29 protein-coding genes and 1 pseudogene are annotated in these 23,301 nt (G+C 36.4%); 16 read left to right on the top strand and 14 right to left on the bottom strand.

Translation table 11 applies throughout. The features are described from left to right. The first annotated feature begins 179 nt into the window (after nucleotides 1-179). The 3 genes from PY093_RS12050 (at nucleotide 180) to PY093_RS12040 (ending at nucleotide 1,614) form a co-directional block, all read left to right on the top strand. Entirely contained in the window at nucleotides 180-299 is a 120-nt protein-coding gene (locus PY093_RS12050; protein WP_275646119.1) for a YuiA family protein, read from the top strand. Between the two features lie 101 nt (nucleotides 300-400). Continuing rightward, nucleotides 401-724, top strand: coding sequence for a YuiB family protein (locus PY093_RS12045; protein ID WP_275646118.1), 324 nt, complete (start codon nucleotides 401-403; stop codon nucleotides 722-724). 170 nt (nucleotides 725-894) lie between these two features. Further along, nucleotides 895-1,614 carry a 3D domain-containing protein gene (locus tag PY093_RS12040; protein ID WP_275646117.1) on the top strand — a complete coding sequence of 240 codons (720 nt, stop codon included), beginning with the start codon at nucleotides 895-897 and terminating at the stop codon, nucleotides 1,612-1,614. A 151-nt stretch (nucleotides 1,615-1,765) separates the two neighbouring features. Here PY093_RS12040 and PY093_RS12035 read toward each other — a convergent pair whose 3' ends face one another. After that, on the bottom strand, nucleotides 1,766-2,572 hold the full coding sequence (locus tag PY093_RS12035) for a cobalamin-binding protein (RefSeq protein ID WP_275646116.1): 807 nt from the start codon (nucleotides 2,570-2,572) through the stop codon (nucleotides 1,766-1,768). Between the two features lie 16 nt (nucleotides 2,573-2,588). After that, nucleotides 2,589-3,071, bottom strand: a complete 483-nt coding sequence (locus tag PY093_RS12030) for a divergent PAP2 family protein (protein WP_275646115.1) — start codon at nucleotides 3,069-3,071, stop codon at nucleotides 2,589-2,591. Between the two features lie 102 nt (nucleotides 3,072-3,173). On the opposite strand from PY093_RS12030, the gene PY093_RS12025 reads away from it, so the two are divergent. Further along, nucleotides 3,174-3,554, top strand: coding sequence for a DUF309 domain-containing protein (locus tag PY093_RS12025; protein ID WP_275646114.1), 381 nt, complete (start codon nucleotides 3,174-3,176; stop codon nucleotides 3,552-3,554). A 97-nt stretch (nucleotides 3,555-3,651) separates the two neighbouring features. Then, on the top strand, nucleotides 3,652-5,154 hold the full coding sequence (locus PY093_RS12020) for a leucyl aminopeptidase (protein WP_275646113.1): 1,503 nt from the start codon (nucleotides 3,652-3,654) through the stop codon (nucleotides 5,152-5,154). A gap of 447 nt (nucleotides 5,155-5,601) precedes the next feature. On the opposite strand, the gene PY093_RS12015 is transcribed toward PY093_RS12020, so the two are convergent. Then, on the bottom strand, nucleotides 5,602-6,213 hold the full coding sequence (locus PY093_RS12015) for a biotin transporter BioY (protein WP_275646112.1): 612 nt from the start codon (nucleotides 6,211-6,213) through the stop codon (nucleotides 5,602-5,604). A gap of 244 nt (nucleotides 6,214-6,457) precedes the next feature. Here PY093_RS12015 and PY093_RS12010 point away from each other — a divergent pair, with 244 nt between their 5' ends. Beyond that, nucleotides 6,458-6,625 (top strand): hypothetical protein, encoded by a 168-nt coding sequence (locus tag PY093_RS12010; protein WP_275646111.1) that lies wholly within the window; start codon nucleotides 6,458-6,460, stop codon nucleotides 6,623-6,625. A 12-nt stretch (nucleotides 6,626-6,637) separates the two neighbouring features. Here PY093_RS12010 and PY093_RS12005 read toward each other — a convergent pair whose 3' ends face one another. Then, complete coding sequence (locus tag PY093_RS12005; RefSeq protein ID WP_275646110.1) at nucleotides 6,638-7,498, bottom strand: dimethylarginine dimethylaminohydrolase family protein; 861 nt, start codon at nucleotides 7,496-7,498, stop codon at nucleotides 6,638-6,640. Nucleotides 7,499-7,737: 239 nt separating this feature from the next. On the opposite strand from PY093_RS12005, the gene PY093_RS12000 reads away from it, so the two are divergent. The 4 genes from PY093_RS12000 (at nucleotide 7,738) to PY093_RS11985 (ending at nucleotide 9,806) form a co-directional block, all read left to right on the top strand. Further along, nucleotides 7,738-8,505: a sulfite exporter TauE/SafE family protein gene (locus PY093_RS12000; protein WP_275646109.1), complete on the top strand. Its 768-nt coding sequence runs from the start codon at nucleotides 7,738-7,740 to the stop codon at nucleotides 8,503-8,505. An 834-nt stretch (nucleotides 8,506-9,339) separates the two neighbouring features. After that, complete coding sequence (locus PY093_RS11995; protein ID WP_275646108.1) at nucleotides 9,340-9,495, top strand: hypothetical protein; 156 nt, start codon at nucleotides 9,340-9,342, stop codon at nucleotides 9,493-9,495. After that, nucleotides 9,492-9,659: a hypothetical protein gene (locus tag PY093_RS11990; RefSeq protein ID WP_275646107.1), complete on the top strand. Its 168-nt coding sequence runs from the start codon at nucleotides 9,492-9,494 to the stop codon at nucleotides 9,657-9,659. The genes PY093_RS11995 and PY093_RS11990 overlap by 4 nt, the downstream gene beginning before the upstream one ends. 18 nt (nucleotides 9,660-9,677) lie before the next feature. Further along, a complete protein-coding gene (locus PY093_RS11985; RefSeq protein WP_275646106.1) occupies nucleotides 9,678-9,806 on the top strand; it encodes a hypothetical protein in 129 nt (42 codons plus the stop codon). Nucleotides 9,807-10,094: 288 nt separating this feature from the next. Here PY093_RS11985 and PY093_RS11980 read toward each other — a convergent pair whose 3' ends face one another. Continuing rightward, nucleotides 10,095-10,550, bottom strand: a complete 456-nt coding sequence (locus tag PY093_RS11980; RefSeq protein WP_275646105.1) for a YuzC family spore coat inner layer protein — start codon at nucleotides 10,548-10,550, stop codon at nucleotides 10,095-10,097. Between the two features lie 193 nt (nucleotides 10,551-10,743). On the opposite strand from PY093_RS11980, the gene PY093_RS11975 reads away from it, so the two are divergent. After that, nucleotides 10,744-11,082: an RlpA-like double-psi beta-barrel domain-containing protein gene (locus PY093_RS11975; RefSeq protein ID WP_275646104.1), complete on the top strand. Its 339-nt coding sequence runs from the start codon at nucleotides 10,744-10,746 to the stop codon at nucleotides 11,080-11,082. A 245-nt stretch (nucleotides 11,083-11,327) separates the two neighbouring features. On the opposite strand, the gene PY093_RS11970 is transcribed toward PY093_RS11975, so the two are convergent. After that, the gene (locus PY093_RS11970) at nucleotides 11,328-12,176 is read right to left on the bottom strand and encodes an oxidoreductase (protein WP_275646103.1); all 849 of its coding nucleotides are present in this window, start codon (nucleotides 12,174-12,176) and stop codon (nucleotides 11,328-11,330) included. Between the two features lie 164 nt (nucleotides 12,177-12,340). Between PY093_RS11970 and PY093_RS11965 the strand changes: the two genes are divergently transcribed. Both PY093_RS11965 and PY093_RS11960 read left to right on the top strand, forming a co-directional pair. Beyond that, on the top strand, nucleotides 12,341-13,414 hold the full coding sequence (locus PY093_RS11965) for a PQQ-dependent sugar dehydrogenase (protein ID WP_275646102.1): 1,074 nt from the start codon (nucleotides 12,341-12,343) through the stop codon (nucleotides 13,412-13,414). Between the two features lie 217 nt (nucleotides 13,415-13,631). Then, complete coding sequence (locus PY093_RS11960) at nucleotides 13,632-14,018, top strand: hotdog fold thioesterase (RefSeq protein ID WP_275646168.1); 387 nt, start codon at nucleotides 13,632-13,634, stop codon at nucleotides 14,016-14,018. A 113-nt stretch (nucleotides 14,019-14,131) separates the two neighbouring features. On the opposite strand, the gene mnhG is transcribed toward PY093_RS11960, so the two are convergent. Genes mnhG through PY093_RS11925 form a run of 7 tightly spaced genes read right to left on the bottom strand, consistent with a single transcriptional unit; the run spans nucleotide 14,132 to nucleotide 19,872 of the window. Continuing rightward, the gene (gene mnhG, locus PY093_RS11955) at nucleotides 14,132-14,488 is read right to left on the bottom strand and encodes a monovalent cation/H(+) antiporter subunit G (protein WP_481769296.1); all 357 of its coding nucleotides are present in this window, start codon (nucleotides 14,486-14,488) and stop codon (nucleotides 14,132-14,134) included. Next, the gene (locus tag PY093_RS11950; protein WP_275646101.1) at nucleotides 14,472-14,759 is read right to left on the bottom strand and encodes a Na(+)/H(+) antiporter subunit F1; all 288 of its coding nucleotides are present in this window, start codon (nucleotides 14,757-14,759) and stop codon (nucleotides 14,472-14,474) included. Before PY093_RS11950 ends, mnhG begins: the two co-directional genes overlap by 17 nt. Beyond that, complete coding sequence (locus PY093_RS11945; protein WP_275646100.1) at nucleotides 14,759-15,235, bottom strand: Na+/H+ antiporter subunit E; 477 nt, start codon at nucleotides 15,233-15,235, stop codon at nucleotides 14,759-14,761. Before PY093_RS11945 ends, PY093_RS11950 begins: the two co-directional genes overlap by 1 nt. A gap of 3 nt (nucleotides 15,236-15,238) precedes the next feature. Further along, nucleotides 15,239-16,723 carry a Na+/H+ antiporter subunit D gene (locus PY093_RS11940; RefSeq protein WP_275646099.1) on the bottom strand — a complete coding sequence of 495 codons (1,485 nt, stop codon included), beginning with the start codon at nucleotides 16,721-16,723 and terminating at the stop codon, nucleotides 15,239-15,241. Continuing rightward, a complete protein-coding gene (locus tag PY093_RS11935) occupies nucleotides 16,716-17,057 on the bottom strand; it encodes a Na(+)/H(+) antiporter subunit C (protein WP_275646098.1) in 342 nt (113 codons plus the stop codon). Before PY093_RS11935 ends, PY093_RS11940 begins: the two co-directional genes overlap by 8 nt. Next, entirely contained in the window at nucleotides 17,057-17,479 is a 423-nt protein-coding gene (locus tag PY093_RS11930) for a Na(+)/H(+) antiporter subunit B (RefSeq protein ID WP_275646097.1), read from the bottom strand. The genes PY093_RS11935 and PY093_RS11930 overlap by 1 nt, the downstream gene beginning before the upstream one ends. After that, entirely contained in the window at nucleotides 17,476-19,872 is a 2,397-nt protein-coding gene (locus tag PY093_RS11925) for a Na+/H+ antiporter subunit A (protein ID WP_275646096.1), read from the bottom strand. Before PY093_RS11925 ends, PY093_RS11930 begins: the two co-directional genes overlap by 4 nt. Nucleotides 19,873-20,099: 227 nt before the next feature. Here PY093_RS11925 and PY093_RS11920 point away from each other — a divergent pair, with 227 nt between their 5' ends. Then, nucleotides 20,100-20,333 carry a hypothetical protein gene (locus tag PY093_RS11920; RefSeq protein ID WP_275646095.1) on the top strand — a complete coding sequence of 78 codons (234 nt, stop codon included), beginning with the start codon at nucleotides 20,100-20,102 and terminating at the stop codon, nucleotides 20,331-20,333. 157 nt (nucleotides 20,334-20,490) lie between these two features. Here PY093_RS11920 and PY093_RS11915 read toward each other — a convergent pair whose 3' ends face one another. Then, nucleotides 20,491-21,675 (bottom strand): MFS transporter, encoded by a 1,185-nt coding sequence (locus PY093_RS11915; protein ID WP_275646094.1) that lies wholly within the window; start codon nucleotides 21,673-21,675, stop codon nucleotides 20,491-20,493. A 248-nt stretch (nucleotides 21,676-21,923) separates the two neighbouring features. Here PY093_RS11915 and kapD point away from each other — a divergent pair, with 248 nt between their 5' ends. Next, nucleotides 21,924-22,547, top strand: a complete 624-nt coding sequence (kapD, locus tag PY093_RS11910; RefSeq protein WP_275646093.1) for a 3'-5' exonuclease KapD — start codon at nucleotides 21,924-21,926, stop codon at nucleotides 22,545-22,547. Between the two features lie 584 nt (nucleotides 22,548-23,131). Then, nucleotides 23,132-23,301: pseudogene (locus tag PY093_RS11905) on the top strand (group II intron reverse transcriptase/maturase); the annotation flags it as partial.

The raw sequence follows: 23,301 nt of genomic DNA, 5'->3' as shown, positions 1-23,301 counted from the left end.
TGGATAGTTTTGGCTAAAAAAGTTTTTAGAAAAGTATGAAAAAAAGAGAGAATGATAGAAAATGGTGTATGTATTCGCTTACACTGGCTGATTTTACGATATTTAGGTCTTTCCTTTTTGATGAAAAATTGATATATTATCAGAAAATTAAATTAATTTTTAAAAGGAGAGATGGTTCAATGAATAGTAAGCAAGAGGAAATGGTAGAATGCGCATATTGCTCAGGTAAAGGGTATTTTCAATTAGTGTTGGGAGGATCTGAAACGTGTAATTCCTGCCAAGGAAGTGGCAAAAAATAAAATTGAAACTATATCAGGTTTTTTAATAGCTATTTAGATTGACTAGCTGTTCATTACTTTAGTACACTATTCATTGAGTTGTACTGGAGGTGAACGTTGATATGCCAATGAGCATTCCTGTTTTATTAATTTCAATGCTATTATTTTTTGTTTTGTTTTTTGGGATTGGCTTCCTTTTAAATATGCTTCTACGAATGTCTTGGATCATGGCAATTATTTATCCAATCATTTCAATATTTATCATTGACGATATAAAATTGATTCAATATATTAGATCTCCTGGTTCTTCATTTAGTGGATTACAAGATAAGTTGGCTGCACTTGCTTTAGCTGATGTATTGATATTACTGAGTGGATTGATAGGTGCATTTTTTTCTGGTATTGTCATTCGTTGGCTAAGATCAAAGGGCTATCAAATGTTTTAGGAATAATCACTAGACTCTTACTTTTTAGGTAGGGGTCTTTTTGAATGTTAAATAGACAATAATACATTGAATTCATAAATATTTTAAAAATTATAAATTATTTTTTCCGCTTCACGAATAATTTCTTTGCATTTTGGAAAGAAATAGATTCGTGAGAGGAGTGGAAAAAAATGAGTAACATAAAAACAATAACTAGGCGTACAGTAATGTCAATTCTTTTTGTTTTAGCATTCTTTACAACATTTCAATCAATTTCAGGTGTAGAAGCAAAGGACTTATCAGAGTGGATTGATGATTATAGGAGTCGATTAACACAGCAAGAACAAGGTGGTTTAAGCTATCAAGACAATACAAAAAAACGGTTAAATCTATTTTATAAATTTATAAAGCGTTCAAACGTTGTAACAACTTCTATTTCATCCAGTGGATCAGTAGAAAGCTCTATGACGTTAGAGGATGCAATTGATTGGACGAAATACCCTAAAAGAACAGTTGTAGCTACAGGTTATACAGCAGGTGTAGAATCCACTGGGAAGTCAGCATCCCACCCACAGTACGGTATTACGTATTCAGGGATAAAGGTAAAGCGTGATCTATATTCAACAGTTGCAGCAGATCTAAATGTATTTCCACTAGGAACAATTTTATTTATTCCTGGCTACGGATATGGCGTGGTAGCTGATAAGGGTGGAGCGATTAAAGGTAATAAAATCGATTTGTATTATGAAACAGTTGCTGATGTTTATGATCAATGGGGTAAAAAGAAGGTAGAGGTTTATGTTGTGAAGATGGGTAAAGGGAAAATTTCAGAGGAAGAACTAGCATTGTTAAATGAAGATGAGTCAATGCAAGTATTCCGTCAACAATATATTGGTAGGAAGAGCTCGTAACCAAAAGAAGCCTTAGGTGTGAATTCCTAGGCTTCTTTTTTAAAGGGTGAGAAAATGTGAACAAAGTATTGGTGTTTAGCTCCGGGCGCCATCGGACTTGAGGTCATACGCCAATCCGTCCAGAATCGCAGGTAGCCGGTGCCCCGGGTATTTAAAGTAATGGATCTATCCCATCATCTGCTGGGTATGTCCCAGGATGAATCAGGGCAGCGAGTTTTTTTAGACCGAGTAATAATCTAGGTGATGGACGACAATATAGCGGTTCCTCTAGTATATGAATTCGTTCATATTTAATGGCATCAAGCTCATGCCAGTCAGGTCTTTTTCGTATTAGTTCGGGCTTCATTTTTTCTTGTTTAACACCAACCCAAGCTAGGCAAATGTGATCGGGATTTCTTTTTCGTACATCTTCCCAATCCGTTTGAATACTTGCAAGCTCAATATCTTTGAAAAGGTTAACGGCGCCAGAAAGTTGGCTAATATAAGTGAGCCAATTTAATTGCCCAGGTGTAAAAACTGGTTTTGGCCACCATTCCCAATACAGTGTCGGCTTCTTTTGAATGGTATTTGCAATACTTTTGTACTCATTAATAAAATGAGTATATTTGGTTATAATATATCGTGCTTTTACTTCTGTAGCCGTTATTTTAGCAACTTTTAAAAGATCATCAGCAATCTCGTCTAAAGAGTTAGGATTTAAGACAATATGAGGAATTCCTCGCCTTTTAAGTTCGGCTACATTTTTTTCCATACCAGGCACACTTAGAGAGGCCAGAACCAGGTCAGGCGCAAATTGTTCTACCTTATCCATATCGATTGAAAGATCAGGACCAAGTTTTGGTAAACTAGAAACCGATTCAGGCCAATCAGAAAAATCATCAACGGCTATTAATTCGTCAATTAAGCCTAAATAAGCTAGTAGCTCAGTATTGCTTGGGCAAATTGAAATCAATTTCATTAACCCTTCCACCTTCCTACATAATTACTAATAAATAATGTAACAGTAGGGCTAGTAAAATCCCCGAAAGACCACCGAAAAATACCTCGATTGGTTGATGTCCTAATAATTCTTTTAGTTCTTTTCGCTTTTCATTTTCGTTCATAGTTGGCCACATTTTGGCTTCTGCAACAAACTTGTTGAAATCAATAACTAACCGGTTTAATACGGTTGCTTGTTCCCCGGCGTGACGTCTTACCCCTGTTGCATCAAACATAACTATAATTGCAAACACAGTTGATATTGCAAAAAAGGGAGAACCAAGTCCATGCTCTATCCCGATTCCCGTAGTAAGAGCGGTAACGGCGGCCGAATGTGAACTAGGCATACCACCGGTACTTGTTAAAAGTGACCATTCAACTTTTCGAGTAGCAATAAATTGAATAGGTACTTTAATAAATTGTGCAAAGCCAATGCCGGCTAATGCAGCCCAAAGCGGGAAATTTGAGAATAAGTCCATAAATAACGTCCTTTCAACAATAATAGTGTAAGATAGTAACTAGCATCATTATGCTTGATATGCTTTTATGGTAACAAATACTTATTAAATGGGGTGCCTAAAATGAGCAAGTACCCAATGGAGTATTATCAGTTTTTTATTCATTTTAATGAAGGTGATTATTATACCTGTCATGACCTTCTTGAAGAAATGTGGTTAACGGAAAAAAGTAACCTGTTCTTAAAAGGACTCTTACAAATGTCTGTCGCCATCTATCATTACGAATACGGGAACGTAAAGGGTGCGCGCTTAATGATGAATGCTGGACACCTTTATATTCAAAAATACCGCCCGAATTATTGGGGGCTTGAACTAGAGACAGTTAACAGTTTCATCGAAACATGTCTTTCCATTATACCACAACATATTGACCATGTTCCGTTTGAAGACGTTGAAACATTACCCAAGCTACCTAATCTTTTACTATATCTAGAAGAAGATTAGAAACTCGAATTATTCTCTAGTTTCACTTATAATAGAAAGTGTTACCCTTAATGGTTAGTAATTTTTAGCCGCACTATGATAAACGGAGGTGCTTGAATTGTTTACCGTAAAAACAGATTTAGATCTAACTAGAGCACATGAAGTTCTTGTGATTGGACTTTTCGAAAAAAGTAAAAAGGTAGAAGGCCTAGCTGAAAAATTAGATTCAGTTTTAGAAGGACAAATTACTGAGTTGCTAAAAGATGGAGATATTTCGGCAAAGATAAAGTCACTAACTAAAATACATACTCTAGGAAAACTAAGTACAAAACGCATCTATTTTGTTGGGTTAGGAAAAGAAGATAAGTTAACTTTTGAAATTTTGCGTGATACTTATGGAAAATTATTTAAAACGTTAAAAGCTGCGAAGTTTGAGGAAGTTGCAATCGCAATGGATTCGTTTGTAACAGAGACGATTGATTTTAACGAATCAGCACATGCTTTAGGTGAGGCGCTGCCACTTGCTACCTATACATTTGCTGATTATAAGCAAAAATCTAACACGCCAGAAAAAGAAATTAACACTGTAATTGTTTACAGTAATGGTGACTCAGAGGAAATTGAAGCTGGGCTAACTGTTGGGTATGCACATGCAAAAGGAGTTAACTCTGCACGTACGCTAGTTAACCTACCAGGGAATATGCTAACAGCGACAGATATGGCTAATTATGCAACAGAGCTTGCAGAAAAATACCAATTCGAACTAGAAATTCTTGAAAAAGAAGAGATGGAAAAACTGGGGATGGGTGCACTTTTAGCAGTAAATAAAGGATCTGTTGAGCCACCAAAAATGATTGTGTTGAAGTACCAAGGTAGAGAAAGCTGGGACGATGTTATCGGACTTGTTGGAAAAGGGATTACTTTTGATACGGGTGGCTACTCGATCAAACCAAAAGACGGAATAGTCGGTATGAAATCTGATATGGGTGGTGCTGCTGCTGTATTAGGTGCGATGGAGGTAATCGGAGAACTTAAGCCTGAACAAAATGTAGTGGCTGTTATCCCTTCAACAGATAATATGATCAGTGGTGATGCATTTAAGCCTGATGATGTTATTACTGCAATGAGTGGAAAAACTATTGAGATCTTAAACACCGATGCAGAGGGGCGTCTTGCATTAGCTGACGGAGTAACGTATGCGAAACATCATGGAGCTAGCTATTTAGTAGATGTAGCAACACTTACTGGTGGTGTGATTGTTGCTTTAGGTAATGATATAACGGGTGCTATGACCAATAATGAGGAGCTTTTTGAACAAGTATTAGAAGCTTCAAATGAAACTGGGGAGGCAATATGGCGTCTTCCAATTAATGATAAACACAAAGAACGTGTTCGTAAAAGTAAGGTCGCTGATTTAAATAACTCTCCAGGTAGAGACGGCCATGCGATATTTGCAGGTACATTTATTGGAGAATTTGCAGAGGATACCCCTTGGGTACATCTTGATATTGCAGGCACAGCAACTACATCAAGTGACTATGATTTAGGCCCATCTGGAGCTACTGGGGTAATGGTTCGAACTCTTGCTACTTTAGTTGAAAGATTTAAAAGTGAAAAATAAGGTAGATAAACATTTAGCCCGAAAAAGACCGCGAAGCACATGAATTGCAAGTAAGGCATGCAGTGATTGATGAGCTCGCTCCTAATGTTAAAAAGTCAATAAACCCCCACTGAGGGAAGTTTCTTTTTTTAAAAGATAAGAAAGTATAAAAATTTGTACCAAGTTTTAGTGTCTAGCTCCGGGCGCCATCGACTCGAGGTCATAAGCCAATCCGTCCGGAAGGTAAAGAACAACCTTCCAGCCGGCTTGTCTTATGCTTGTCGCCGATAGGCGGGCGCCCTGCGCTTTTCTTAGTTAAGGTGTTTTAGAAAATAGATGAGTGCAGTATAATTGCAGTTCTCGTGATATTATATTAAGTTATTTCTAAGTACGTTGGTACACAGGTATCCCCATTTAAAGAGTAATAAAAAAGCCAAGCTGCGGTCCTTTAACCAGCTTGGCTAATTCCTATGAAGCTTTTGTCTGAATAGAGCTAATACGGGACGTTCTTTTTATAGTATGATAGATTCGCGGGGCAATCAATGCTCCAAAGATTGTAAACATAATGTCTTTTACTGCAAACCAAGCCATTACCTTCCATGCAGTTGCATAACCCATATCAAAGTCTAACCATAGATTATAAGCAAAATACATATAGTTTGTTCCGATGAAATAGATTGTTGTGATTCCAGCAAATGAAGCAATCATGAAGGTAGTCAGTGCTGGTTTACTTTTAGATTCAACAATTTTTCCTACTATAAAAGCTGTAGCAATATAAGATAATATAAATCCACCAGATCCACCAAAGATTGGACTAATTCCTGCACTAAACTGAGCGAATACGGGCGCCCCAGCCATTCCAATTAACATATAGACTGTCATTGAGATTGCCCCTAGTCTGCTTCCTAAAAGAAGGCCAGCTAGAATTGCAAAAAATGGTTGCATTGATAAAGGTATGTTAGCTACTTGTAAAAATGGTGCCCATGAAGTTATATTTGCACCAAACGCCATTAACGCTGCAAACATTCCAACAAAGGTAATATCAACTGCACGAAATCTTGGTTTAGATATTGTAGACATAAACTATGTAAACCTCCTAATATATGATGTTAACAAAATAGTATAGCAAATTGAGGTTAATGTCAACCTTATATCATAATAGGTTGACATTAAAAAAGACACAAATCTTTAAGTAATAGCCCGAAATTTATAAATATTAGTAATTTAGAACTATTTACTTTACCCCCATATAAATTCGGTTGAGATCGAAATTGTATAGAAGATAGGTAATGATAGAAATTTTATTAGCAAAGGAGGACACCTTATGTCAATATTCACCGGAATTGTACTAAGATGGCACTTTGTTAGAGCAAGGTATTTCAATGCATTATTCGAATCTTGTTTAGACCAAAAGTTAAAAATAAAACTTGAAAAACAGCTTAATTATCATCTAAATAAAATAATGGAACTAAAATCTGAAGCCCCTAGTTAAAGGGACTTCTTTTTAATTGCTTTCCCGGAGTAGAGGAAGCGTACAGCACCGGAATGATCCTCCAGACTTAATAATTTCAGTAATATCAACTTCTATTACTTCAAAGCCTCTTGATCGGAGCTGTGCATTAACCCCTTTATTAACCGGTAAGCTGATTATTTTTTTATTTCCAATCGAGAGTACATTAGTCCCGAGGGTAAATTGTTCTTCATTGCTTACCTCAATCAACTCGTATCTGGAATCAAGTATGGACTTTTCCTTTTCTGTAAAAGCTTCAGGGAAGAATAGTGCCAAATCGGGAGAAAGAATGTTAAACACACAATCCAAATGTAGATACTTTTCTTTAAATGGGACGCCAATAACTTCAAAGTCCGAAATAAGGCTTTGCATATGGTCAATTGATTGTTGATTCGTTCTATTACTTAAGCCGATATAGATTGTGTTACGGTCAATAATCACATCTCCGCCTTCAATATGATCTCCAATTAAGTTGTAATAGGAGATCTCCTCTTGTTCAAGCCACTCTTTTAATACATCTTCTTCACCTTTACGTACATCACTAGCCATTTCAGCAACAAAAATCGTTTGGCCTAGAGTAAATCCAATGTCTCGGGTAAATACCTGCTCGTGGTATTTCTCTTGTGTGGGTAATAAAATGACATCAACTCCATGTTCTTGTAATGTTTCAACAAATTGCTTATGTTGCTCCATCGCCTTTTTAATATGTATACCTTCGTTCTTAAAATGTTTTTGTGTCTCATTGATAACATCACGAATCGTCATATGTTTTGGTTCACATAGAATAACACGCTCTAGAACACCATACTCACTCGCGCAAAATGATTTTGTATTTTTTGTATCATTAGTTGACATGATCAAGCCCCCATTAGAATAGTGTGTAATCTTAGCATTTACAATTATGAGGTATGATATTTGTATTATGTTAAATTTGGGGTGAAAGTAAGAACAAAGAGTACTAAAAGTTAAGTAAGTAATTAAACACTCAGTAGTATAAATGCCCAAATAGTTGTTATCGCTTGTTTAATTGTGTCAGAAACAATGTTCCGACAATATAATGCCCATATCCGGGTATTTAGGGAGTGTGTCGGAATGTGAGCATTGGAATATTATTAATGGGCCTTTTTGTAGGTTTTTTGGTCGGCTTAACAGGTGTTGGAGGTGCAGCTCTTTTAACCCCATTTTTAATCTTACTAGGCATCAATCCAGTAGTTGCAGTAGGTACAGATTTTGTTTATAACTCAATAACAAAGTTTTTTGGATCTGTTCAACACTTTCGTCAAAAAACAATAAATCTAAAGTTGGTTAAATACTTAGCAATTGGAAGTGTACCAAGTGCTATAATTGCTGTTACTTTACTCATGTACTTTGGAGGTTCACAGTATCTCCAAGGAGAGATCATAAAACTTACCTTAGGTTATGTATTAATATTTGTAGCAATAGCCACTATTATGAAAACATTATTTGGGGATCGATATAAAAAAAACTCTTATATCGAAAAATCGTTAGAGCAAAAGATTCCTATTACAATTATGCTAGGTGCATTATTAGGTTTCATTGTCGGATTAACCTCAGTCGGATCGGGCTCATTATTTGCTTTGGCAATGTTATATTTATATAGCCTAAAGGCTTCGGAATTGGTTGGGACAGATATCGCTCATGCGTTTATTTTAGTTACAGTAAGTGGTATCTTTCATATAGGACTTGGCAATGTTGATTTCATGTTAGTGGCCAATCTTTTAATTGGATCGATACCAGGAGTTATTATTGGCAGTACATTATCGGCTAAAGTACCTGTAAAGCCCCTCCGGACTATAATAGGCATTATCATTTTAATGAGCGGAATTAAGTTGATTTATTAGGTGGGATGACTATATGTCATCTCATTTTTTATTGTTTAGGGAATTATAACTTGAGTTTCGCATCTAGCAACAACGCGATTTATCCCTTATACATCAGAAGTCATCTCCTAAATTTAGTAACCAGTGATCGTTCGTTAAAATAAGAGGAGATTTTCCGGTTAAACTGCGTAATAAGGCTTGGTTCGGGGTATATAAGCGGAGGTTTTCCGCTTAAGCAATGCCAAATGATCCATTTTGACGTTTTTTGTGTAAATAGTCGGAATTCTTCCGTCTATTTAAGCGATTTTAAGTGCTATTTCGTAATTAAGAGAAATTTCTCCGCTTATTTATTAAACCATGCTGATTCCCTCATCTCTTGGTCCTTGAGGGTTCGCTCTATATTTTTATTTATGGGTGTCAAAGAGGTGTCAAATCTGTTGTCAGATTGCACGCCTTTTTCATTGTAATTTATAGGATTTGCACCTCAAAACGGAACCCATTAACAAAAGAAACACCCCGTTATTTTGAGGTTATTGTGGACTATTTAAGGTGTGGAGAAGTGAAATTATACTTCTGCCGATTTCCATATCTAAAAGATTGGAAACTGGCGCTTATGCATTTCGGGCAATCCGTCCGGAAGGTTAAAGAACAACCTTCCAGCCGGCTTGTCTTATGCTTGACGTGCACAGGATGTGCTGATGTCGATGTTCGCCACAGGACGTGGCGGGTTTTAATAGACGCGCCGAAAGGCGGGCACCTTGCGCTTTTCTTATACTTCCAACATTACACACTTTTTTAAAGGAATGAAAAGGTTGCGTTATAGGTAATTATAATACCTAACAGGGAGGTAAAAAAATGTATGAAAGCATAGAAGATAAACGTAATAAGCATAGAATTGATTTAGATCCTGAATTGGATCTACGCAATATAAATTTTGCTACGGGTGAAAATCATTATTTAACTCAAAGCGGCGAAGATGAAGAGGACTGTGTATCTTTGGAGGGAAAATGAGAAGAATAAATGATATAGAAATAGATGAAGTAAAAGAAGCAAGCAAAAAGGGTGCAGATGAGGATATTCTTCACGTCAGTAAGTTTGATGAGGGATATGATTTAAGAAATGGTTTAATCCATAGGCCCGGGAAACAAAAAATTGATGATAATACGAACGCATAGTGAGAAGGAGTGAATGAAGTGGCAAGAGGTGAGAAACTCAATGAAGAAGGAGCAATGAATAATAATTTATCTTCTTCAACCTACGGAGCAAATTCTGAAATAAGACAGCAACACCAAAAACCAAAACTTACCCCTAGAAAGAGATAGGGAAAAGAAAGGATGCAAATGATTGTTTATTGCATCCTTTCTTAAAAGATAAGAAAGGATAAAAGTTTGTACATAGTTTTAGTGTCTAGCTCCGGGCGCCATCGGACCTGAGGTCATAAGCCAATCCCTTCCCGAAGGCAAAAAACGCCTTCAGCCAGGGCTCGTCTTATGCTTGACGTGCACAGGATGTGCTGATGTCGATGTTCGCCACAGGACGTGGCGCGTTTTAATCGACGCGCCGATAGGCGGGCGCCCTGCGCTTTTCTTAACATTCATAATCGACATACCTTAAAAATTACGCCATTTTAAAGCTATTGTCAATTGACAGCACTCTGTGTCGTCAATCTTAGAGGTAAGTTTCATATTGATGCCATCAGGGTTAAATGCTGTTTCTACCTTGGATGTAATGCCAGTAGTCTTAATCAACCTTTCTACTTCTTCTAATTGTGAATCCTGTGCTGCAGACATAACCTTTTTTGCAAAAGACTTTGATTCCGCTATCCTTTTTAATACAATACTTGCTTCATTCATAAGAATTTGCATTTGTCTTGCAGATTCATTGAACAATGTTGGGTCTACCTCAGGATACTGTCTTTGAACCGGATAATATATCCCCTGATAATTGATTTGTTGTGAATATGGAATATAGGGTAATGGCATTGGTTGTTGTGATGCATAATTATGTGTTGTATAGGTTGTAGGATATTTCCTCGGGTTCTGTATAAAATATGGACGTTGGTACAATCTTTGTCCCTCCCTTTCAAAACTCACTACACTATATGAACATAGGCCTATCAAAGTGACTGGTTATTAAATGAAAAGGCCATTAAAAAAACAGGTATAATTCCTTTGTCGTTGAAATACGCATTTGCCCCTGTTACCAACACCTAGATTGCGCATACACTATTGTAGGCTATCTTAGAATGGAGGGGTTTAAGTGCCCAGTTGGTTAGGAAATATGTTTAACGTAAAAAAGCCAAAATATGGTATAGCCACATGGACTGAGGGCGGGAAAACAACAAAATGTGGAACGTCATGGGAACACAATAATCACATGACTGTAGCTGTTAGTGACAAGAGCCCATACAAATGTGGTCAAGTGCTATTAGTTAAAAATATCTCGATTGACAAACCGAAGGAAGTACTCGTAATAGTTGTTGATGAAGTTAAAGGATACGCACCAACAAAATTAAATTTACACAAAAAGGCATTTGAAGCATTAGGTTCACAAGCAAGTGTTGGAATTATTGAAGTTGAGTTTTACCCAATATCGTAGTTTTTTTAAAAGAGATACTTGAAAAAATATCTCTTTTATTTTTAGTTAGGACTTTGTTATAACATTTTGATATTTTACTAAATTAAAGTGGATAAACGGCCAACTAAGGTTACCGTACAAGTACTATTTTTTGATTTACGGCCATCAAAAGCCTCTATCGTCCCCACTACTAGTTCCTAATCATTCCAAAGCTATTTTCAGTGAGGCTTATCCCTTTAATAAATGATGAAATAATCCTATTGTACCTATTTAAACAGACGTTTTAACACGATGATTTCCCATAGCCTCCAAGGTAGGCAATTCTTTAAAAATATAGATGCTTTAACTCCTTTTCCAATTGAATACCTAAGCTTTGTGGTTTTAGATTTTTTCGTTGCAATCGAACAAATTAACCTTACGACATCCATTGGGTCTCCCAATGAACTTTGTCCTTTTGCTATTTCTCTTTCTACTTTTTCCATCATTGGATTATAGGGAGATTCTATGTGTAAGGATTTTTGAGCAATTTGTTTACCGGTTGTCCAAATATTTGTATTATAGGATCCTGGTTCTATTAAAACAACATCTATTCCAAAAGGATTCACTTCTAACCGTAAACACTCGCTAAATCCCTCTAATGCGTACTTAGAAGATACATAGGGTGATAATCCAGGAAATCCAATTTGTCCACTTATGCTACCAATGTTAATGATTTTGCCGTATTGTTGCTTCCTCATATGTGGGAGCACTGCTTTTGTTACTGCTATTAACCCAAAAAAGTTTGTATCAAATTGTTTACGGTATTCTTCCACTGTAACCTCTTCAGCAAACCCACCTAACGCAAAACCAGCATTATTTACTAGTAGAGTAATTTGTTCAAAACCTTCTAAAATACTTCCGAATTCTTGAATAGATTGTTCTTTTGTTACGTCTAATCTTTGAAAATCTACATAGTCTTGTAATCCGAGATCTGTAAGAGTTTCTACTAACTTCTCTCTCTTTGATAAATCTCTCATTGTTGCAAGTACATAAAAGCCTTCCTTAGCAAGTTCGATTGTAGTAAGGAAACCAAATCCACTAGAAGCGCCTGTAATAACTGCAGTCTTTTTTTTCATAGAAACCTCCTGAAAGTGGGTGATCTAACTCTAGTTTACTGTATTTAGGTAAAAGTACAATTTACATTTTGATTATTATGACCTTTCTTTCTTACATATTTATTATTTTGTTCAGTAACTGTTATTATATGGATAAGAAGCTATAAGGAAAGGGTGCTCTAAACGTGAGATGGCTAATAACTGTAATAGTAGGTTTAATAATATTAACTGGAGGATGCTCCTACCTAAATAACGGTGAGAGTATGGTAGAGGAAGACTCAATTGAAGCTGTGGTATCCGCTTCACCAGAGGTTTTAGCGAAGAATCTTGATATACCTTGGTCAATTGAAAAAGCGGGTAACACCTTTTATGTAACAGAGAGGAAAGGGACGATTCTTAGGATAGATGAAGAAACCAATAAGGTAACAACCAATAACCTAAAAGTGAAGAAAGATGTCTATCATATAGGTGAAGGCGGATTATTAGGCTTTGTGCTAGCACCTAATTTTGAAACTACGAACGAAGCAGTTATCTATTATACCTATCAAGAAGACAATCAAATATTAAATCGTGTCGTACTTATTGAAAAAAGTGGAGATATGTGGAGAGAGGTAAGACCGTTACTTGAAAACATTCCTGGTGGACGAATTCATAATGCAGGTAGATTAGAAATCGGACCTGATCAGAATTTATATATTACTACAGGTGATGCTGGTCGGCCTGAAATCGCCCAGAGCCTAGATAACTTGGGCGGTAAAATATTAAGAATGCAAATAAATGGAGATATACCAAAGGATAATCCTTTTGAAAACTCATTTGTCTATTCATTTGGTCATAGAAATCCCCAAGGTTTAGTGTGGGATGAAAACAATAACTTGTACAGTTCAGAGCATGGTCAAAGTGCACATGATGAAATCAATCTTATAAAGCCAGGTAAAAATTATGGCTGGCCGGTTATACAGGGTGATCAAGTAAGAGATGGAATGGAAAAGCCACTTTTTCACACAGGAGACTATACATGGGCACCTTCTGGAATGGGGTACTACAATGGAAAGCTTTATGTAGCCACACTTAGGGATAGACGGATTAGAAGTTTTGATCTGACAACAAAGAAAATAACTGTTGTTTTTTTGCAGGGTGGAAGAATGCGGGATATCTATATTCAAAATAGTACCCTTTATGCACTTACAAATAATCGTGATGGACGTGGTGATCCACAGGAAGATGATGACAAAATGATTAAGTTTCATTTAGAGTAAATAAAAATGGTTAGTGTAATTGATGTCTGCATTAACCTAAAATACTATCTATCAATATTATTAGGCCAGTAACCCCCTCACAGATTATTAGTCTGCCACCTGCGTTGATTTTCTGAATGGAAAAATAGTAATTGGAGTTTAAAAATTGGAAATTATTAAAAAGTGTTTTAAAATAGGACTAGAGGAATTTAAGGGGGAATGATTAATGGAACTTAATATGAATAGAGAAAACACGTTAGTTGAAGCCCTAGGAATTGAGTTCACTGAACTATCACCTGAGCGGGTAGTCGCAACCATGCCTGTTAATGACAAAACGCGTCAGCCGTTTGGAATATTACATGGTGGTGCATCAGTTGCTTTAGCTGAAACGGTTGCTAGTGTTGGAACTTACAATTTAGTCGATCAGAAAACAGAAGCTTGTGCCGGCTTAGAAATTAATGCTAATCATATTAAATCAAAGAAAGACGGAGTCGTAACTGCAATAGGTACGCCCTTGCATAAAGGTCGTACAACGATGGTATGGGATATAAAAATTGTCGACGAAGAGGAAAATCTAATTTGTATTTCCCGTTGTACAATGGCGATATTAAAATTGAGAAAGTAATAAAAACCCGATATGTCTAACATTGACATTTCGGGTTTTTAAAAGCTTTTTTAAAAGATAAGATTAAATTCTACCTAGTTTTGGTGTCTAGGTCAGAGCGCCCTGCGCTTTTGTTAATCCTTCGATTTCACTTTCACTTTCATTTTTAAATCATCTTGAACACTATGCTCCCATAGTGGTACCTTTGAATTGTATGCTGCTCTGCTAATTAAGTGTCCTGCAACAGGAGCAGTCATGAATACAAAAACAGCTCCTAAGATTATTCTTGAATTCATATAACCATTTTCAAGCCAAAAGAATAAAAAAGCACCAAATAAAATGGAGAGTACACCAAGTGTTGCACTTTTAGATGCTGCATGGTTACGAGTATAAACGTCCGGTAGCCTTATTAAACCAATTGTACTAGCTAGGCTTAAAAGTGAACCTGATAGAATCACAATTGCAAATATTATTTTAAGAGTCTCCTCGATCATGTTCAACGATAACTCCCTTCTCTAGATACTTTGAAAAAGCTACCGTACCAATGAATAAAAGTATTCCAATCAATAAAATAACTTCTAAAAAAGCTTCTGTTTTTAAAATTATCGATGTAATCGCTGTAATTCCAATTAAATTGATACCGATAGCGTCAAGTGCAATTACGCGATCTGGAACAGAGGGACCCTTTACAACACGGTATATACAACCAAGAGTGGCAACCGATAATATCAGCAAAGCAATATTTAAAAGTATATCTACCATTATCGGCTCACCTCCTTAATCGCTTTTTCGAATGAATTCTTAATAGAATCAATGGCATCATCTACATCAGTAATATCCATGGCATGGACATATAATAGCTTGTGATCATCGGAAATATCAATGACAAGGGTACCAGGTGTAAGGGTAATTAAATTTGCTAATACAGTGATTTCCCAATCCTTTTTGACATCTATCGGTAGGGCAAAGATTCCAGGTTTTACATCTAACTTTGGCTTTATGATGATTTTAAGTATCTCAAGGTTTGATAATATTAGCTCTTTTATAAATAAAAGGAACAGTTTTAGTACAGCATAGACATTCCACAAATAGAAGCGGTGGTCGAAAAATCGTCTTAGTACTAAAATCATAAATAGGCCTATAATGAATCCTCCAAAAAAAGAGGCAAAATCATATGAGTTAGCTAAGAACATCCACGTAAAGGCTATAAAAATATTTAGTAAAATTTGCAAAGCCATTTTCTATATCCCCCCTAATACTGCTTGAATATAGATAGAAGGGTTCATTATTGTTTCAGCAGCTAGATAGAAATAAGGATAGAACCAATCTGCACCCACTCCAAGAACTATTGATAGAACCAGTAAAAGTGCACATGGAAACAATAAACCTTTAGTTGAGCCTTTTTCTTCTGATTTTTGAAGTTTAGTTTCACCCCAGAATCCATTCATAAAAATCTTAAATACTGAGTACAGAACGAGTAAGCTTGATAACAGGACAAGGCCGGATAACCAATAGTCTTCACTTTCAAACCCGCCTGTTACGATTAGTAATTTTCCAACAAACCCACTTAAAGGTGGGATTCCAGCAAGTGCAATGGCGGCGACAAAGAACATCCAGCCAAGGAACGGATGGTGCTTTATCAAGCCACCCATTTGCCTTAGGTTGCTTGTTCCAGTTATAACGATCATAACTCCTACTAGAAGGAATAGTGCGCCTTTTATGATCATGTCATGTACGATGTAAAAAATCGATCCAGCTAAAGCTGTTGTTGAAAATGCAGCTAAGCCTGCTAAAATAACTCCAACAGCGGTCATGATGTTATAGATAATGATTTTTTTGACATCCCAGTATGAAACTGCACCGATGACACCAATGATAATCGTCAAACCGGCTAGTACCCCAATAAACTGATGTGTAAAAGCTACGTCTTGATTAAAAATCAAGGTGAATACGCGAATGATTGAATAGACTCCCACCTTTGTTAAAAGAGCCCCAAATAGTGCGGTAACAGGTGTAGGTGGTGCTTGGTATGAACCAGGTAACCAAAAGAATAATGGAAAAATCGCTCCCTTCATGCCGAACACAATTAAAAATAGGATAGAAATAACAGTTATTATCCCTTCATCACCTACCTCACTTATACGAACTGATAAATCCGCCATGTTTAATGTTCCGGTTACAGCATAAAGATAGGCGACAGCAACAACAAATAATGCAGATGAAACAATGTTTACTAAAATATATTTGATGGATTCTCTCAGTTGTATTTTTGTGCCCCCTAATACGATAAGTACGTAAGATGACATTAACATTACTTCAAAAAAGACGAATAGGTTGAATATATCTCCAGTTAAAAAAGCTCCTGCTACCCCTACAATTAAAAATTGAACAACTGAATAGTAATAAAATTTTTCTCTCGCAGCACCAATTGCCTTAAAGGAATAAAGCAAACAAGCAAGCGAAACAATTGATGTTGTAAAAACTAGTAAAGCAGAAAGCATATCTGCTACTAAGACTATACCAAACGGCGCTTGCCAGCTCCCTATTTGTAATACCTGTATGCCATTATTGAATACATATTGGACAAGATATCCGGAAGCGAAAACTGTAAGTAAACTTGCAATTGTACTTATGATTCTTTGTAATGGGACATATTTGCTGAAAAAGATAAGAATAATCCCAGTGAGCAAAGGAATAAGTACCGGTAATATAACTAAATTATTCATTGCTATCATTTCCCCTCAATTTGTCCATGTTGTCTGTACCAAGCTCCTGGTATGACCGATATGCCATTACAAGGAAGAAAGATGTTACCCCAAAGCTAATTACAATAGCAGTTAAAATAAGAGCTTGTGGAAGTGGGTCTACATATACCTCCGCATCTTCTCCAAGTAAAGGTGCCGCTCCTTTTTTTAAACCACCCATTGTAAGGATTAATAAATGGGCACCATGACTTAATAGACCCGTTCCGATAATGATTCGTAACAAACTCTTGGATAAAATGAGGTAGGTAGCAGCTGTAAATAAGATGCCGATAACAATAGACATTAATATTTCCATTATTCATCCTCCCCAATTGTTTGAATAATGGTCATCGCAACTCCAACAACCACAAGGAAAACCCCGATATCAAATAATACGGCCGTAGCGAGCCCAGTTTTCCCTAGGATAGGTAAGTCAAAATAACCAAAAGTATGTGTTAAAAATGGAACATCAAAAAAGAAAGAACCAATCCCTGTGCTTACGGCAATTAGTAAACCCAAGGCAGTCATGCTTATATAATTTACAGGGAGTATTTTACGAACAGTCTTCATATCAAAAGCTAATAATAGCAATACCAATGCACCAGCCGCCATTAATCCCCCTATAAATCCACCACCAGGTGTATAGTGACCCGCTAAGAATAGATTAATGGAATAAGCAAAGATGATGAACACAATTATTTTTGTCATCGTTTGTAAAATTAAATCATTTGTCTTCATCCTTCTCTCCCCCTTGTTAGACGGAGTTTGATCATGGCATAAATACCAAGAGCTGCAATCCCTAGAACTGTTATTTCAAATAATGTGTCAAATCCTCTAAAATCAACAAGAATGACATTAACCATATTTTTTCCACCAGCTTCTGTGTAACTATTCTCAATAAAATAGCTAGAGATTGAATTAAACATCCGAGTACTGTTGGCTGAGAGTGCTATTAAAGTGACTATAGTTCCGACACCTAATGAGATAATTAGGTTTGTTAATCTGAATGTTAGACGCTTCTGTTTTTTTGTATATTCAGGTAAATGGTAAAAACAAAGTAGAAATAGAGCTACAGAAACAGTTTCTACTAATAATTGTGTTAGAGCTAGATCGGGCGCCCTAAATAGTACATAGAATAGTGAAACCGAGTATCCTACAGCACCTAAAGCGATAATCGCAGTTAAGCGTGATTTAGCGAAAAGGATAGTAACTGTTCCAGCAATCATCGCGAGCACTAATACTACTTCATATAAACCAATGGGTGCACCAGCAGATATGTCAAAAGAGAATGCGTTTTTAACAATTAACGTTCCCCCAAGTGACACTATTAAGAAACCGAAAATGAATACAAGATAGTTACGAATAGAACCGGTCATGTATAAATTGTTAAATTTATAGGCAGACCTTTCCATCGTGATAAGGCCATTATCATATAAATTGTTCAAGGTTAAACGCTTAGGAAACCAATTGTAGATATTGGACCATTTTGCCAGTGTAAAAAATAATACTAGTCCAACAAGTATAACTCCTAAAGTCATATATACCTCTATTGTCCATCCATGCCAAAAATAAATGTTGACAAGGAAGGAATCACCAAGCATAGGGTGAATTGAAGCTATTGCTGGTTCAATTAAGCTTTGGGCAATAAGATTAGGGAAGAAACCAATGATAATTACAAGCGAAGCTAAAATAATTGGTGAAATTAACATTCCAATTGGTGCTTCATGTGGTTTTTTATCTAGCTCTTCTGGTTTGTATTTTCCTGTAAACGTTTTGAAAACTATGATCATGCTATAAAGAAATGTGAATACACTCGCAACCCAAGCGAGAACAGGGAAAAGGATTCCCCAGGTTTCCATGTTGAAAATATCCAAGCTAGCTGCACGAACCATTGCTGTAAAAAACATCTCTTTACTTAGAAAACCATTAAATGGTGGCAATCCAGCCATTGAGAAAGTGCCAATAATTGCTAAGGTAAACGTTATCGGCATAAATGACATTAAGCCACCTAGTTTTCTAATATCACGAGTGCCTGTTTCATGATCAACTATACCAACCACCATGAACAAACTACCTTTAAACGTAGCGTGGTTTATTAAATGGAATACAGCTGCTGTAGTGGCTGTGAGATAGATATTGTCATCAAGAAAATCATAATGGAGTGCAGCTGCACCTATTCCTAGTAGTGACATGATTAACCCAAGTTGACTGACAGTTGAAAAAGCTAAGATTGATTTTAAATCAGTTTGCTTAACAGCTAAAAAAGATCCCCAAAATAAAGTTACAATTCCAAATCCAGCTACTAACCATAACCATTCAGCGGAACCCGCAAAAATAGGACTCATTCTTGCTACTAAATAGATCCCTGCTTTTACCATTGTAGCGGAGTGTAAATAAGCACTAACTGGTGTTGGAGCTTCCATTGCATCTGGTAACCAGATATGGAAGGGGAATTGTGCTGATTTTGTAAATGCCCCCAACAGGACAAGTAGTAATGCTGGAATAAATAATGGGTGATCAGGTAATGTATTAGCTTGAGCAATTAATTCCCGGACACTAAAGGTATCTGCCATAATTCCCAGCAGGATAAAACCTGCTAGCATAGAAAGTCCGCCAAAAACAGTGATTAACATTGATTTTTGAGCACCATAGCGGGATTTTTCCCTATCATACCAATATCCAATTAAAAGGAATGATGATAAGCTTGTTAGCTCCCAAAAAGTATAAAGGACAATTAGGTTATCAGATAAAACAACACCTAACATTGCTCCCATGAATAGCAATAAATAGATGTAAAACGTATGTAAAATTTCTTTTTCTTTCGATAAGTAATAAATCGAGTATAAAACGACAAGGGCCCCAATCCCTGTAATTAGTAGTGCAAATAAAAGGCCTAAGCCATCAACATACACTGTGAAATCAATCCCAAGTGATGGAATCCATTTTAAGGTCTTCGTTACGGACTCTCCATTCATATTTCCGTTAATAAATTGAAGGAAATAGCCGAATAACAAAACAGGTAGGAATAGCACAAACCAACCAGTATGTATTTGACGAGCATATTTATAAAAGAATGGAATGAACACAGTCAGTATAAAAGGAGACAAAATGGCTAAGTGTAACAATGACAAAGTAGTACCCCCTCTTTCTATTAAAATTTATAGTTATATAGTTCTAGCTAAGACAAATTATATACTAAAGATATTTTTCTTGCATGCCCATTCAATTGTAGTATTCGTTAAAATTACAAAAGTTATTAAATAAGAAGAAACACGTAAAAATTACCTTAAAAATTTTTATGAATTTTTTTTGTATAGATTCTTTAACTTTGACGAAAGCTATAAAAAGAGGTGGTTCTATGTTTATAAAAGAGATTATGGTTGCAGTATCAATTTTTGTAATTCTACTTGTTAGCGCTTGGTGGCTAAATGAACAAACAAAGCGTGAATATGTGGATATTGAACAAGTTGATCCCTATAACAGTACTTTTGAAATCCAGTCTGTAAATGTCGACACTAATGGTGGACCGACATTATATAAACCCTTTAAAGCTAGAGAATATATCAGGGTACACAGTAAACCATCCAAATGATTAGGTGCATTTTTAAAAAGAAATGTGCCTCATTATTATTCTTGAAAGCGCTAACAGTAACTAATACTGTCCTATAGATTAATTATAGTGTAAAGAGATTAACAATTACAAAAGAAACGAAAACGGAAAAAAACAGACAGTTTGTAACCATCTGTTCTTAGGCATCTGCATGTCTTTTTATTGTAGTATTTTGGCGATAGATGCTTCCCCATAGGATAAATGCACTGACTAGAAAGATCCCACTAGTGACAAAGAAGACAGAAGAGATACCAAAATAACCGCTTACGACCCCTCCCATTACTGGTCCAATCACATTACCAAGAAACCTAAAACTCACATTATAGCCTAGAACCTCACCTTGAATCGAAAGTGGTGCAACCTGACGAATGTAAGCAGTCATACAAGGAATTAAACCACCAACTGAAATGCCAAATAAAAAACGGAATAAAACTAGTTGCCATAAGGATGTTGCAAAGCCTTGAGGAATAAACATCAGGGCTGCAAATACAATAAGTACCATTAAGACCCGTTCATGCCCAATTCTATCACCAAGTTTCCCCCAGCTACGAGTTGCAAGCAAATTACCAAAGCCTGTTGCTGAAAAAGCTAAGCCTGCAAAGAACGCAATATTTGAAGATCCATTTAACTCACTTACGTATAAGGCCAAAAGAGGTTGAATACTAAAATTTGCTGTTTGAACCAACAGTGAAATAACCATGATTGTTAATAGAACTGGATTTTGAAAAATATGAACAAGGACCTCTCTTCGAGTATATTGCTTTTGATCTTTTGGATCCTTCTTTACTATAATTTCCTTTATTCCTACAGCTACTAATAAAGTTGCAATTCCGATTACTACAGAAGTAAGTATAAATGTATACTGAAAACCAACTGCATCAGCTAGGGCACCACCAATGAGTGGGCCGAACAAACCACCCGAAACCGTACCCATTTGCAGCGTTCCAAGTGTCCTGCCAGCCGTTTCTTTAGGTGTTTGTGCTGAAATTAATGCAAGTGAGGTTGGTATAAAACCGGTTACAAGTCCCATAAAAAGTCGAAGAATGAAAAGTTCCTCAACAGAAGAAACAAATCCCATAAAGAAAATACTTAAAGCAATACCAGATCCAGTGATTAGTAATATTTTTTTATACCCATGTTTATCCGCAAACCGTCCCCATAATGGAGAAATTAGAAAGGCAGTTAGAAAAGTAACGCCAAAAACGAAACCAGACCACTTTTGTACATAATCATTAGAGTAATTGCCAAACGTTTCGATAAATAATGATAAAAAAGGCATAATCATAGTTGCACTTGCCGCAACCCCAAAGTTCGCAAACCACATAATGAGTAAGTTTCGTTTTGCAATAGAAATTGTCTACACCTTCTTGTTTATAATATTTCGTTTTCCTAAATATTATAGAATAATATTGCCAATTTTAAAAGTGTTTTGATTTCCAGTTGACTATATTGAATTTTTTGTATATTTTTATTATATTCTGAAAAAAAAGACATAAACGCAAGGTATTCTCATGGTATAATAAATTTAAATATATAAGTTCGTGACCTGAGGTGAATAAGGGGGAAGGGAAAATGGATGAAAAGCAACAATACTTATTTATAGATTTTGAGTTTACAATGCCTGAAAATAGAGCCAACCCATATGGTTTTTATCCTGAGATCATAGAAGTAGGTTTAGTTTCGGTTACAGGTCAAAAAATATGCGACACATTTTCCTCATATGTTAAACCTGTTAAATTCCCAATCTTAACTGACCGCTGTAGATCATTTTTATCGATAAGTCAAGATCAGGTAAATGGTGGGATTTCATTTAAAGAGCTAGTTGAGCGGTTATCGGAATTTGATACTAGTCAATCAAGTACGATAATTACATGGGGAAATATGGATATGAAGGTACTGCGTCAAAATTGTATGAAAGCAAATACTCCATTTCCGTTCGCAGGAAAACAACGTGATTTATCAATGGAATACAAACGGTTTTTCGGTGACCAAAATCAAACAGGGCTATGGAAGGCTGTACAAGATTACGGAAAAGAAGGTACCGGAAAGCATCACTGTGCCTTAGATGATGCTTTAACTACTTACAACATCTTCAAGCTAGTCGAAAATGATAAGCGATACTTAGCTAAACCAGAACCGACTACAATTGGTGATCGCGTTGATTTTTCCAAATTACTAAATAAATTCGCATTATAAAAGCCAAATCGCAAACATGTGATTTGGCTTTTATTGTGCGCCCAGCATGGGTGCAGTCTATAGGGTGAAAGTCCCGAACTGTGAAGGCAGAAGTAGCAGTAGCTTAACGCAAGGGTGTTTGCGGTGACGCAAAATCTGAAGGAAGCGAGCGGCAAACCTCCGGTCTGAGGAACACGAACTTCATATAAGGCTAGGTATCATTGGATGAGTTTGCAATACAAAACAAAGTCCTTTCTGCCAAAGGTGATACAGAGTAAATGAAGCAGATAGATGGAGGGAAAGACTGTACTCTTACCTGGGGAGGTCTGATTGATACGTCAAGTACACTTGATAACCTATCTAGTGATGGATAGCTGAACAATCAGAAGTCAGCAGAAGCCATAGTACCATTCGAACTCGAGAAGGATGGGAAGGGCTGAACAATTTAGAGAGAACAACATCTTGGCATTCAGTAAACTGCGAAGAACACAGATAACCGATATGGCATGCTTGATGGAGGAAGTGGTGAATTCCACGGGGGACCTCAAGATGGTGGAGCAGAACTGGCATAAGAAGAACCGTTGTTCACGGAAAGAGGCGTAACAATGTTGATGGAACGAATACTATCACGAGAAAATCTGCTCTCTGCCCTGAAAAGGGTAGAACGGAATAAAGGGAGTCATGGTGTAGATGGAATGTCCGTACAAAACCTACGGAAACACATCTTGGAACACTGGGAATCTATGAAAATGGAACTCCTCGAAGGGACTTATGA

Source organism: Cytobacillus sp. S13-E01, from assembly GCF_029193815.1.
Classification (GTDB): Bacteria; Bacillota; Bacilli; order Bacillales; family Bacillaceae_L; genus Bacillus_BV.
Note: the sequence above shows the minus strand (reverse complement) of the source record. Positions and strands in the feature narration are given on the sequence as shown.

Coding starts and splice junctions, on each gene's coding strand:
- PY093_RS12050 (WP_275646119.1), top strand. CDS start 180: ATGAATAGTAAGCAAGAGGAAATGGTAGAATGCGCATATTGCTCAGGT.
- PY093_RS12045 (WP_275646118.1), top strand. CDS start 401: ATGCCAATGAGCATTCCTGTTTTATTAATTTCAATGCTATTATTTTTT.
- PY093_RS12040 (WP_275646117.1), top strand. CDS start 895: ATGAGTAACATAAAAACAATAACTAGGCGTACAGTAATGTCAATTCTT.
- PY093_RS12035 (WP_275646116.1), bottom strand. CDS start 2,572: ATGAAATTGATTTCAATTTGCCCAAGCAATACTGAGCTACTAGCTTAT.
- PY093_RS12030 (WP_275646115.1), bottom strand. CDS start 3,071: ATGGACTTATTCTCAAATTTCCCGCTTTGGGCTGCATTAGCCGGCATT.
- PY093_RS12025 (WP_275646114.1), top strand. CDS start 3,174: ATGAGCAAGTACCCAATGGAGTATTATCAGTTTTTTATTCATTTTAAT.
- PY093_RS12015 (WP_275646112.1), bottom strand. CDS start 6,213: ATGTCTACAATATCTAAACCAAGATTTCGTGCAGTTGATATTACCTTT.
- PY093_RS12010 (WP_275646111.1), top strand. CDS start 6,458: ATGTCAATATTCACCGGAATTGTACTAAGATGGCACTTTGTTAGAGCA.
- PY093_RS12005 (WP_275646110.1), bottom strand. CDS start 7,498: ATGTCAACTAATGATACAAAAAATACAAAATCATTTTGCGCGAGTGAG.
- PY093_RS11995 (WP_275646108.1), top strand. CDS start 9,340: ATGTATGAAAGCATAGAAGATAAACGTAATAAGCATAGAATTGATTTA.
- PY093_RS11990 (WP_275646107.1), top strand. CDS start 9,492: ATGAGAAGAATAAATGATATAGAAATAGATGAAGTAAAAGAAGCAAGC.
- PY093_RS11970 (WP_275646103.1), bottom strand. CDS start 12,176: ATGAAAAAAAAGACTGCAGTTATTACAGGCGCTTCTAGTGGATTTGGT.
- PY093_RS11960 (WP_275646168.1), top strand. CDS start 13,632: ATGAATAGAGAAAACACGTTAGTTGAAGCCCTAGGAATTGAGTTCACT.
- PY093_RS11950 (WP_275646101.1), bottom strand. CDS start 14,759: ATGGTAGATATACTTTTAAATATTGCTTTGCTGATATTATCGGTTGCC.
- PY093_RS11945 (WP_275646100.1), bottom strand. CDS start 15,235: ATGGCTTTGCAAATTTTACTAAATATTTTTATAGCCTTTACGTGGATG.
- PY093_RS11940 (WP_275646099.1), bottom strand. CDS start 16,723: ATGAATAATTTAGTTATATTACCGGTACTTATTCCTTTGCTCACTGGG.
- PY093_RS11935 (WP_275646098.1), bottom strand. CDS start 17,057: ATGGAAATATTAATGTCTATTGTTATCGGCATCTTATTTACAGCTGCT.
- PY093_RS11930 (WP_275646097.1), bottom strand. CDS start 17,479: ATGAAGACAAATGATTTAATTTTACAAACGATGACAAAAATAATTGTG.
- PY093_RS11920 (WP_275646095.1), top strand. CDS start 20,100: ATGTTTATAAAAGAGATTATGGTTGCAGTATCAATTTTTGTAATTCTA.
- PY093_RS11915 (WP_275646094.1), bottom strand. CDS start 21,675: ATGTGGTTTGCGAACTTTGGGGTTGCGGCAAGTGCAACTATGATTATG.
- kapD (WP_275646093.1), top strand. CDS start 21,924: ATGGATGAAAAGCAACAATACTTATTTATAGATTTTGAGTTTACAATG.